Annotated in this window: 11 protein-coding genes; 10 read left to right on the forward strand and 1 reads right to left on the reverse strand. The window is 71.1% G+C overall.

Annotation, left to right across the window (positions count from 1 at the left end):
• Nucleotides 1-23 precede the first annotated feature (23 nt).
• From HW577_RS04620 to HW577_RS04665, 10 genes are all read left to right on the forward strand, one after another.
• Entirely contained in the window at nt 24-1,625 is a 1,602-nt protein-coding gene (locus tag HW577_RS04620) for an ABC transporter substrate-binding protein (RefSeq protein ID WP_198374896.1), read from the forward strand.
• Nucleotides 1,626-1,635: 10 nt separating this feature from the next.
• Nucleotides 1,636-2,646, forward strand: a complete 1,011-nt coding sequence (locus tag HW577_RS04625) for an ABC transporter permease (RefSeq protein ID WP_198374897.1) — start codon at nt 1,636-1,638, stop codon at nt 2,644-2,646.
• On the forward strand, nt 2,643-3,539 hold the full coding sequence (locus HW577_RS04630; RefSeq protein WP_332837435.1) for an ABC transporter permease: 897 nt from the start codon (nt 2,643-2,645) through the stop codon (nt 3,537-3,539). The genes HW577_RS04625 and HW577_RS04630 overlap by 4 nt, the downstream gene beginning before the upstream one ends.
• Nucleotides 3,536-4,528, forward strand: coding sequence for an ABC transporter ATP-binding protein (locus HW577_RS26420; RefSeq protein ID WP_332837436.1), 993 nt, complete (start codon nt 3,536-3,538; stop codon nt 4,526-4,528). Before HW577_RS04630 ends, HW577_RS26420 begins: the two co-directional genes overlap by 4 nt.
• Entirely contained in the window at nt 4,525-5,472 is a 948-nt protein-coding gene (locus HW577_RS04640; RefSeq protein WP_198374898.1) for an ABC transporter ATP-binding protein, read from the forward strand. Before HW577_RS26420 ends, HW577_RS04640 begins: the two co-directional genes overlap by 4 nt.
• A 7-nt stretch (nt 5,473-5,479) precedes the next feature.
• Complete coding sequence (locus HW577_RS04645; RefSeq protein WP_198374899.1) at nt 5,480-6,154, forward strand: AroM family protein; 675 nt, start codon at nt 5,480-5,482, stop codon at nt 6,152-6,154.
• Nucleotides 6,154-7,254 (forward strand): DUF917 domain-containing protein, encoded by a 1,101-nt coding sequence (locus tag HW577_RS04650; RefSeq protein WP_198374900.1) that lies wholly within the window; start codon nt 6,154-6,156, stop codon nt 7,252-7,254. Before HW577_RS04645 ends, HW577_RS04650 begins: the two co-directional genes overlap by 1 nt.
• On the forward strand, nt 7,251-8,804 hold the full coding sequence (locus tag HW577_RS04655) for a hydantoinase/oxoprolinase N-terminal domain-containing protein (protein ID WP_198374901.1): 1,554 nt from the start codon (nt 7,251-7,253) through the stop codon (nt 8,802-8,804). The genes HW577_RS04650 and HW577_RS04655 overlap by 4 nt, the downstream gene beginning before the upstream one ends.
• A gap of 211 nt (nt 8,805-9,015) precedes the next feature.
• The gene (locus tag HW577_RS04660) at nt 9,016-9,969 is read left to right on the forward strand and encodes a Bug family tripartite tricarboxylate transporter substrate binding protein (protein ID WP_198374902.1); all 954 of its coding nucleotides are present in this window, start codon (nt 9,016-9,018) and stop codon (nt 9,967-9,969) included.
• Nucleotides 9,970-9,977: 8 nt separating this feature from the next.
• Nucleotides 9,978-10,592 (forward strand): GAF domain-containing protein, encoded by a 615-nt coding sequence (locus tag HW577_RS04665; RefSeq protein WP_198374903.1) that lies wholly within the window; start codon nt 9,978-9,980, stop codon nt 10,590-10,592.
• A 6-nt stretch (nt 10,593-10,598) separates the two neighbouring features.
• Here the strand turns inward: HW577_RS04665 and HW577_RS04670 are convergent.
• A partial coding sequence (locus HW577_RS04670; RefSeq protein ID WP_269769503.1) for an amidase family protein occupies nt 10,599-11,275 on the reverse strand: 677 nt, incomplete at its 5' end.

Genomic DNA, 11,275 nt, shown 5'->3' on the forward strand with positions numbered 1-11,275 from the left:
GACAGCAAGCAGGAGGGCAACACATGACGCACTTCACCATCGGCCGTCGCAGCGCCATCGCCGCCGGCGTCGGCGCTGCGGGGCTGCTGGCCGCGGACCCGGCGCGCGCCTTCGAGCGCGACGGCAACCGCAAGATCATGGTCTTCGCAGGCGGCCAGCCGGTGCCGGTGCTGGACCCGCATGTGCGCTACGACTGGTCCACGCGCATGATCCAGCAATCCGTCTACGACGCGCTGGCGAAGTACGTGAACGACCCGCCGCAGATCGTCCCCTGGCTGGCGGAACGCTGGGAGACCAACGCGGACCAGACCGTCTGGACCTTCCACCTTGTTGGCAATGCCAAGTTCCACAACGGCGACCCGCTGGATGCCGAGGCGGTGCGCTATTCCTTCGAGCGCGGCCTGCGCCTGAACAAGGGCGTCGCCTGGATGCTCAAGGACGTCCTGGCGCCGGAGGCGATCCAGGCGCTGGATGTGCGGACGGTGCGCTTCACCCTGACGCGCCCGATGCCGAGCTTCCTGACCTTCATCCCGCTCTGGTTCATCGTGAACCCTAAGCAGGTGCAGGCGAATGTCGCGAACAACGACTGGGGCGAAGCGTGGCTCACCACCAACGCGGCGGGCTCCGGCCCGTTCCGCCTCCGGCGCTTTGAGCCGCAGTCGATCATCCACCTCGACGCGGTGGCGGACTACTGGAAGGGCTGGCCGCAGGGCGAGCAGCGCCGCCTGTCGGGCTTCATCTACCGGATCGTGCGAGAGCCCGCGGCGCGGCGCGCCCTGCTGCAGCGCGGCGAGGCGGACATGATCACCGAGATCCCAGCCGACGATTTTGAGCAGCTGAAGACCGCGCGCGGAATTCGCCCCGCCGACCATCGCGGCATGACGACCTTCGCCATCACCATGAACACCACCAAGGGCCCGACCGCCGACATCAACGTCCGCAAGGCGATCGCGCATGCCTTCGACTACGACGCGCTGATCCAGATCCACAACGGCGCCGCGACGCTGATGACGAGCCCCTTCCCGGAGGCGATCCCGGGCCATGTCCAGGTGCCAGGCATGCCGCGCCGCGACCTCGACCGCGCGCGGCAGTTCCTGGCGCAGAGCCGCTTCGCGAGCGGCGGGTTCGAGCTGGAATACGTGCATGTCCAGGGGCTCGAGGATCCGCGCCGGATCGGGCTGACGCTGCTGAACTCGCTCCAGCCGCTCAACATCCGCGTCAACATCGTCGCCCAGCCCTGGCCGACCATGGTCTCCCGCGGCAGCCGGGCGGAGACGGCGCCGGACATGGTCAGCGTCTACGTCACTCCAGTCTCCACCGACCCGGACGTGATCGCGGGCAAGTACCACACCCGCGCGCACGGTAATTTCTGGGGCATGCACCACCTGACCGACCAGCAGGTCAACGCCTGGGTGGACGCCGCGCGGGTCGAGACGGACGAGGCGAAGCGAAACCAGCTTTATGCCGACATCCAGCGGCGCGTGGTCGACCTCCAGCCGGAGGTCTTCGGCATGCTCGCGAACCGGCGCTGGCTGATGCGCGACCATGTCCGCGGCTTCGCCTATTGCCCGCTGCGGCTGACGGGCGAGATCGACGTGCATCCGATGTGGATCGACGCGGCCTGAGGCCGGGCGCTTGATCCTTTTCGTCCTGAAGCGCGTGGCGCTGACGGGGCTGATGCTGTTCGGCCTCGTCTGCATCACCTTCACGGTGTCGAACGTCGCGCCCTCGGACCCCGCCGCGCTCGCGGCCGGGCCGGACGCGACGCGCGACATGGTCGAGACGATCCGGCGCGAATACGGCCTGGACCGCCCCTTGCCCGAGCAGTTCGTCCGCTACCTCGGCGGCCTGCTCCAGGGCGATCTCGGCCGCTCGATCGTCACCACGCGGCCGGTGACGCAGGACTTGGCTCGCTACTTCCCCGCTACGCTCGAACTCGTCCTGCTGTCGATGACGCTCGGCGTGCTGGTGGGCGTGCCGATGGGTATGGTCTCGGCCGTGCTGAAGAACCGCGCGCCGGACCACGCGACGCGCTTCGTCGCCGTCTCGCTGGTGGCGCTGCCGGCCTTCTGGTTCGGCATCCTGCTGCAACTGCTGTTCTCCGTGCAGCTGGAATGGCTGCCGACATCGGGCCGGCTGGAGGTCGCGACGCCGCCCCCTCCACCGCTGACCGGCATGCTGCTGTTCGACAGCCTCGCGTCGGGGCAGTGGGCGACCTTCGGCGATGCGCTCTCCCACGCCGTGCTGCCGGCGCTGGTGCTGTCCTTTCCCTGCCTCGCCTCCATCCTGCGCGTGAACCGCGCGGAGATGATCGAGGTGCTCGGTTCCGACTACGTCACTGCCGCGCGGGCGCACGGCATCTCCCGCCTGCGCGTGGTCTGCGTGCTCGCGCTGCGCAACGCGATGCTACCGACGCTCGCGATCATCGGGCTGCGCTGGGGCTGGATGCTTGGGTCCACCGTGCTGGTGGAGACGGTGTTCGACTGGCCGGGGATCGGGCTCTACGCCGTCTCCTCCGCCATCGCGGGCGACTTTAAGCCGGTCATGGGCGTGACGCTGCTGATCGGGCTGAACTTCATGATCGCCAACCTGATCGTGGACATCTTGTACGGCGTGCTCGACCCGCGGCTGAGGACGGCGCCGTGAGCGCCACGCGCCCGTCCTTCGCGCAACGTCACGCCGCGACGCTGCGCCAACTGCGCTTCTATGCCTGGAGCTTCGGGCGCAGTCCTTCCTCGATGCTCGGGCTCGCGATCGTCGCGCTGTTCTTCGCGCTCGCCGCCTTCGGCCCCTGGATCGTGCCCTATCCGCTGGACGCGACGGGGGCGATGAACCTCGGCAACCGGCTGAAGCCGCCCTCCGCCGCGCACTGGTTCGGCACGGACGAGATGGGCAACGACCTTTATTCGCGCGTCATCCTCGCCACCCGCACCTCGCTGTGGGTGGGGCTGACGATCGTCGGGGCTGCGACGGTGGTCGGCGTGCCGCTCGGCATCGCGGCGGGGTATTTCGGCGGCGCGGTCCGCGCCGCGATCATGCGGGTGACCGATGTCTTCCTCTCGGTGCCCGGCATCGTGCTGGCGCTGGCCATCGTCGCGGCCCTCGGCCCGGGCATCCTGAACGGCATCATCGCCCTCGCGATCGTCTGGTGGCCAGGCTATGTGCGACTGGTGGAGGCGAAGGCCCTCGCGCTGCGCAACGAGCCCTTCGTCGAGGCGGCGCGCGCGGTGGGCGCGAGCCATGCGCGCATCCTTGCCGTGCACATCCTGCCCAACTGCACGTCGCCGATCATCGTCAAGGCGTCGATGGACATGGGCCTGGCGATGCTCGCCGCCGCCTCGCTCGGCTTCATCGGGCTGGGTGCGAAGCCGCCGGCACCGGAATGGGGCGCGATGATCTCGGTGGCGCGCACCTACATGCCGAACTGGTGGTGGTATGCGGTCTTCCCGGGCTTCGCGATCTACCTGACGGTGCTCGGCTTCAACCTGTTCGGCGACGGGCTGCGGGACATCCTCGACCCCAAGAGCAGCCGCGGGTGACCGCGCTGCTCGACATCAGCGACTACCGGCTTGCCTTCGACGGCTTCGAGGGCCGCGCGCATGTGCTCGACGGCATCGACCTGCGCGTCGCGGCTGGGGAGAGCGTGGGCATCGTCGGCGAGACGGGCTGCGGCAAGTCGGTGCTGGCGCGCTCCATCACGCGGCTGGTGGACACGCCGCCGGGCCGCGTGCTGTCGGGACACATCCGCTTCGCGGGGGAGGACGTGCTCGCCATGGACCAGCGCGCCCTCGCGCGGCTGCGCGGCCATGGCGTCGCGATGATCTTCCAGGACCCGATGACCTACCTGAACCCGGTCTTCTCGATCGGGTCGCAGCTGATCGACGTGATCCGCGCGCATGACCGCGCGGCGGGCCAGCGGATGCGTCCGCGCGTGGCAGCGCGCGCCGCGGCGGCGGAGGTGCTCGGCGCGGTCCGCCTGCCGGAGCCCGACCGGCTGCTCGACCGCTACCCGCACGAATTGTCGGGCGGCATGCGCCAGCGTGTGCTGATCGCCATGGCGCTGACCGGCACGCCACGCCTGCTGGTGGCGGACGAGCCGACGACGGCGCTCGACGTCACCATCCAGGCGCAGGTCCTGCGCCTGATCGGGGAACTGGTCGCAGAGCGCGGCCTCGCCTTGCTGCTGATCAGCCACGATCTCGGCGTGATCGGCGCGCTCTGCCGCCGCATCGTGGTCATGTATGCCGGCACGGTGGTCGAGGATGCCGATGCGGCGGCGCTGTTCGACCGTCCGCGCCATCCCTACACGCGCGGGCTGCTCGCCGCCGTCCCCGACCTGGCGCGACCGGACCACCGCGCGCGCCCCATCCCCGGCCATATCCCCAACCTGCTGGCGCCGCCGCCCGGCTGCCGCTTCCACCCGCGCTGCCCTCTCGCGGTCGCGCGCTGCATTGCCGAGAAGCCGGCGCTGCGGGAGGTGGACGGGCGGCGCGTCGCCTGCCACCGCGCCGAGGACATCGCCGCATGAGCGCCCCGCTGCTCGAACTGCGGGGCCTCGCCAAGCACTATCCGCTCAAGGGCGGGCGGGTGGTGCGGGCGGTGGATGGCGTGGACGTGGCGCTGCATCCGGGGGAATCGCTCGGCCTGGTCGGTGAATCTGGCTGCGGCAAGTCGACCGTCGCGCGGCTCGCGCTGCGGCTGATCCCGCCCAGCGCGGGCGCCATCCTGTTCCAGGGGCGGGACATCAGCGGCTTGTCGGACTCCGCGCTGCGGCCCTTGCGGCGGGACATGCAACTGATCTTCCAGAACCCGCATGCCGCGCTGAACCCGCGGCGCACGGTCTTCGCATCGGTGGCCGAACCGCTGGTCGTGCAGGGTGTCGCCGGCCGCGACGGCGTGCTGGCGCGGGTCGGCGACCTTCTGCGCCAGGTCGGTCTGCCGGACAGTTTCCTCTGGCGCTATCCGCATGAACTCTCGGGCGGGCAGAAGCAGCGCGTCTGCATCGCCCGCGCGCTAGCGCTCGAGCCGAAGCTGCTAGCGCTCGACGAGCCGACCAGCGCGCTCGACGTGTCCGTGCAGGCGCAGATCCTCGAATTCCTCCAGGAGCTGCGCAGCCGCTCCGGGCTCGCCTACCTGTTCATCAGCCACAACCTGGCGGTGGTGCGGCAGGTCTGCGACCGCGTCGCGGTGATGTATCTCGGCCGCGTGGTGGAGGAAGGGCCGGTGGAGGCGATCTTCACCGCGCCGCGCCATCCCTACACACGCGCGCTGATCGCGGCCGTCCTGCCGCCGCGCCCCGCCGGCATGCCGGAGGCGCCGCTGGCCGGCGACGTTCCGAACGCGGCGGAGATCCCGCCGGGCTGCCGCTTCGCGCCGCGCTGCCCGATCAGGATGGACCGCTGCACGCGGGACGACCCGGCGCTGGCCGGCACGGACCACCGCGCGGCCTGCTGGGCCGCAAGCGAGGCATGAGGTGACCATGACAGGGGATGCGCGCGCCGTGCTCGATGTGTTCGTCATTGGCCAGTCGCCACGGGCCGATGTGGAGGAGGAGATCCGCGCCGCGGTCCCGGGCCTCGCCATCCGCCTGCGCGGCGCGCTGGACGGGATCCCGCGCGCCGAGCTCGACGCGCTTGCGCCCCAGGATGGCGCGGACACGCTGTTCACCGTGCTGCCGTCGGGGGAGGCGATCACCGTCTCGAAGGCGGCGGTCACCGCGCGCCTGCGGACCGCGCTGGCGGCCACCACGGGGCCCGTGCTGCTCGCCTGCACCGGGCACTTCGAGGGGCTGCCCGAACGGCCGGGGCTGGTGCAGCCGTCGGAGGTGCTGAACGCCCTCGCCGGCGCGCTTCTGCCGCGCGGGCGGCTCGGCCTGTTCCTGCCGTTGCCGGAGCAGGAGGCTGCGTTGGGTGGGGCGCGCATGCGCGACGGCGTCGCGGTCACGACCGTCGCGCTTCGCCCGCATGGCGACGACGCGATGCGCCTTGCCGCCGCGCGGCGGATGGCGGCGGCCGCGCCCGACATCGTGCTGCTCGACTGCATGAGCTACACGCGGCGGGACAAGGCGGTGCTGTCCACCGTGCTGTCCTGCCCGATCCTGCTGTCCATCTCCGTCGCGGCGCGCGCCGCGGCATCGCTGCTGGCGGAACATTGATGCGCGAACTGCAGATGCATGAGATCGAGGCCTTGGCGGTCGGCGCATGGGTGCTCGGCACCGGTGGCGGGGGCTCGCCCTATCTGGGCCTGCTGAACATGCGGCGGCTTTATGCCGAGGGCCACCGCGTCAGCCTGATGCCGCCGGAAGACCTGGACGATGACGACCTCGTGGCCGTGGTCTCCAACATGGGCGCGCCGCTGGTCGGGCAGGAGAGGCTGACGGACAGCCGCAACATCGCCCGCGCCGTGACGCTGATGGAGGAGCATCTCGGCCGTCCGTTCCGCGCCATCATGTCGGTGGAGATCGGCGGCAACAACGGCATCCAGCCGCTTATGGCCGCCGCGCATCTCGGCAGGCCCGTGGTCGATGCGGATGCGATGGGCCGCGCCTATCCCGAGGCGCAGATGACCAGCTTCGCGGTGGCCGACCTCAAGCCCTATCCGCTGTCGCTGGTCGACCCGCGCGGCATCGAGGGCATCGTTGCCAAGGTGCCGAGCTGGAAGTGGATGGAACGGCTATCGCGCAGGATGTGCGTCGAGGTCGGCTCGATCGCCGCCACCTGCAAGGCGCCGCGCACCGGCGCGGAAGTGAAGGCCTGGGGCATCCCGCACACCACGACCCAGGCGATCGCGCTCGGCGAGTCGATCCGCCGCGCGCAGCGCGAGCATCGCGACCCCGTCCAGGCGATCCTGGACGCGGAGGATGGCCGGCTGATCTTCCGCGGCAAGGTCGCCGACATCTCCCGCCGCACCACCGAGGGCTTCCTGCGCGGCACGGCGAGGCTGGACGGGCTCGATGACTGGCGCGGCCACGGCTTCGACCTGGCCTTCCAGAACGAGTGGGCGGTGGGCTGGCTCGACGGGGCGCCGCGAGTGATGACGCCCGACCTGATCTGCGTGCTCGACAGCGTGACGGGCGAGGCGATCGGGACGGAAACGCTGCGCTACGGGCAGCGCGTCACCGTCATTGCCCTGCGCGCGCCGAAGGTATTTCTCTCCCCGCGTGGGCTCGACTTCGTCGGGCCGCGCGCCTTCGGCTACGACCTGGACTTCGTCAGCGTCTTCGACGCCGCCGCAGCCGGGGGGAACGCGCCATGAGGCGTCGGATCGGGATCGATGTCGGCGGCACCAACACCGATGCCGTGCTGCTCGAGGGCGAGGGCGTGCTGCAGGCGGTCAAGACGCCGACCACCGCCGATGTCCTGACCGGCGTGAAGCAGGCCCTGCGCGGCGTCGCACCCGCCATCGGGGCGGCTGGCGTGCAGGGCGTGATGATCGGCACGACGCATTTCGTGAACGCGGTGGTGCAGCGGCGTGACCTCGCGCGCGTCGGCGCGCTGCGCATCGGCCTGCCGGCCGCCGCCACCTTGCCGCCGCTCTGCGACTGGCCCGAGGACCTCGCTGCCATCGTCCGCGGCCAGGTGCACATGGTCGAGGGCGGGCACGATTTCGACGGACGCCCGATCATGCCGCTCGACGAACGCGCGATCGCCGCCGCCGCGCGGGAGATGCGGGCGGCGGGCATCGCCTGCGTCGCGGTCGCCAGCATCTTCTCCCCGCTCGACCCGGCGATGGAGATCCGCGCGGCGGAGATCATCCGGCAGGAGATGCCCGAGGCCGCCATCACCCTCTCGCACGAGCTCGGCCGCATCGGCCTGCTGGAGCGGGAGAACGTGGCGCTGCTGAACGCCGCGCTCGCGCCGCTGGCGGCGCATACGGTGCGCGCCTTCGCCCAGGCACTCGAGGAGGCCGGCATCGACGCGCCGCTCTACATCACGCAGAACGACGGCACGGTGATGCGCGCGGACCACGCGGCGCGCTTCCCGGTGCTGTCCTTCGCCTCCGGGCCGACCAACTCCATGCGCGGAGCTGCGTTCCTGACCGGCGCGAAGGATGCGCTGGTGGTGGATGTCGGCGGCACGACGAGCGACATCGGCGCGCTGAAGGCCGGCTTCCCGCGCGAGGCCAATGCCGTGGTGCAGGTGGGCGGCGTTCGCACGAACTTCCGCATGCCTGACCTGCTCTCGATCGGCCTCGGCGGCGGGTCGCATGTCGAGCCCGGCGCGGATGGACGCATCGCCATCGGTCCGCGCAGCGTCGGCTTCCGCCTGCCGGAGCTGGCACGCGTTTTCGGCGGCGCGCAGCTGACGACGAGCGACGTTGCGGTGCGGCTCGGCATGCTCGCCCTCGGCGAGGCGGATCGCGTGGCCGGGCTCGAGGAAGGCTTCGCCCGTGCCGTCTTCGCGGAGGCCGCGCGGATGCTCGAGGACGCGACCGACCGCATGAAGACCGAGGCCGGCGCGGTCCCGCTGCTCGCCGTGGGTGGCGGTGCCTTCCTGGTGCCCGACACGCTGCCCGGCATCTCACAGGTTCTGCGGCCGGAGCATGCGGCCGTGGCGAACGCGGTCGGCGCCGCCATCGCGCAGGTCAGCGGCGAGGCCGACCAGGTGTTCCAGGGCATGACGCGGGCGGAGGCGCTGCGGGAGGCGGAACGGATCGCCCGCGCGCGCGCGACGGAAGCCGGGGCGGAGCCGGAGAGCCTCGTTCTCGTGGATGTCGAGGACCTTCCAATTGCCTACCTTCCGGGCGGTGCCCTGCGCGTTCGCGCCCGTGTTGTCGGCGAGATCGCGGCTCCGGCGGAGAGCTGAGCCCGGCCGGCGCATCGCGCGCCACTGCCGGAGGGAGCGGCCCCCTCCGGCGGGCCGCACCGCGCGGTCGATGCATGATCAGGCGGGAAGCGACCGCATCCGTACCGCATGGTGACGCTTTGCAAGCATTCGGTCTGGCCGTAGAGTTGATTACAGGCGGTAGCCAAAACCGCGACACGCCGACGCACGGTCGAACGCAAGGAGGCTTTCCATGCTGGTCCGCACGCTCCTGGCCGGTTTGTTCATGTGGATGGCGTCGCCCGTCGCGGCCCAGGGCTTTCCCGATCGTCCGATACGGATCATCGTGCCGGTCAATCCGGGCGGCGGCACCGACATCTTCGCGCGCAAGCTCGTCGAGTTGATCGGCTCCTCTCTCGGCCAGCCGATCATCGTCGAGAACCGGGCCGGCGCCAGCGGTACGATCGGCACGCAGGCCGTCATCGACGCCAGGCCGGACGGCCACACGCTCGGCTTCGTCTGGAACACGCCGATCACCGCCGCGCCGCATACGCTCGGCGCGCGCTACCGGCTCGACAGCTACACACCCGTCATGCGTGTCGGGCATTCGCCCTTTGCGATCTGTGCCCGGCCGGATTTTCCGGCCGCGAATCTGCAGGAGATGGTGGCGCGCATCCGGGCCAATCCCGGCCAGTACAGCTGGGGCAACGAGGGCATGGGCGGGGTCATGCATCTCGGCGTCGAGCGCGTGTGGCGCCGGCTCGGCCTCGAACTGACGGCGGTGCCGTTCCAGGGGGCGGGCCAGACGCTGCCGGCCTTCCTCGGTGGGCACATCACCTTCTACGGCGGCTCCCTGACGGGTGCCGTTCCAGCGCTTCGTGCCGGCACCGCGAAGTGTCTGATGCTGACCACGCCGGAAGGCTCGGCCGAGGCGCCGGGCAGCCAGGGCTTGGCAACCCTCGGCCTCGCCGACATGGCGATCACCATCTGGTGGGGCCTGATCGCGCCGAGCGGCGTGCCGGCGGACCGGCTCGAGCGCCTCACCTCGGCCTTCACCGAGGCGGCTCGGCACCCGGACTTCGCTACGCTGATGCAGCAGCAGGCCGCCGTGCTGAACATCGAGACGGGCGAGGCCTTCGCGCGCTCGATCCGTTCGGAATACGAGGCGCTGGGCGCCGTCGCCGGCCAGCTCAATCTCCTGCGGTAGGTCACCCGATGCGCACCATGCTGGAACTCTCCCACGATGCCATGCTCGCGCTCAGCCGCGTCGCGGCGGAGGCGGCGGCGGCCGAGGGCCCAGAGGACGCGTTGTGGAGCGTGACTCGAACGCTGCCGGCGCTGCTGGGCGACCGGTCCGCCGCACTCGCGCCGCGGGCCTATCGCGACGATCCGCCGCCGGCGGTGACCAGCGCGTGCGCCGTCTTCCTGCGCATGCCGGATGGCCGGCACCACATGATCAGCGCGCCGGTGAACTTTCCGCCCGAGCAGCACCATGAGCTGGTGGACATCGCACTCGGCCATCCCGGCCATGTTGCGGCGACACGCCAGCCCATGGTGCTGCACGACACGACGCTTCATGCGAGCTTCGTGAAGATCCTGCAGGCCTTCCGCGCCGGCTCCTCGATGTTCACGCCGATGCTGTGGAAGGACGACTATCTCGGTGTGATCATCTGCGCGAATGCGGCCCGCGGCACCTTTGGAGAGCGTGATCTCGCCGTCCAGACCGCTTTCGCCGGGCTCGCCGCCGCGCTCTTCATGGCGCATGGCGGGCCCGCCTGGCTTGCCGGCATCGACACCGCTGGCCTGCCGGTGCGCCGCACCGGCAGCTGACCGCCGTCAGAGCGGCGCAAGCTGCCGCCAGGGGGCCGCCCGCTCATAGGCCTCCGCGAGATCAAGCAGGAGATCCTCGCGGAACGCCGCGCCCACGAGCTGGAGCCCCGTCGGCAGGCCGTCGACCTGGGCGGAGGGCACCACGACGGCCGGCAGCGCGGCCAGGTTGATGACCGTCGCATAGATCGCTGCCGCGCGTGGACCCGCCGGGATGCCGGCAAGCAGATCGGGGCCGGGCGCCTCCCGCGGCCAGGGCAGCACGGCCGCCGAGGGTGTCGCCACGACATCTACGGCGGTGATCCAGTCGCCGAGCTCGGCTCGCAGGACGGCAATGCGATCGAGTGCGCGGAGATACGCCGTCGCGGGAAGTGCGAGACCCGCCTCCGCCTGGCCGCGAATCGCCTGCGTGACGAGCCCTTCCCAGCCTGCGTGACCCGCGACCGCACGCGCGACGCCGACCGAGGAGATGGTCGCGAAAAGCGCGCCGACCTCATCGGGGTCCCAGGGGCACGGCGCCTCCTCGACCTCGTGGCCAAGCGCCCGCAGCACCGCGAGGGCGCCGTCGAAGGCGGCGAGCACGCCGGGGTCGACCGGTGCCGCGCCGCAACGCCGCACCGCGCGGATGCGAAGCCGAGATCGGAAGGGCACACGACTGAGCTCCAGCCACACTTCAGTCTGGCAAT

This window comes from Neoroseomonas rubea, from assembly GCF_016106015.1.
Lineage (GTDB): Bacteria > Pseudomonadota > Alphaproteobacteria > Acetobacterales > Acetobacteraceae > Neoroseomonas > Neoroseomonas rubea.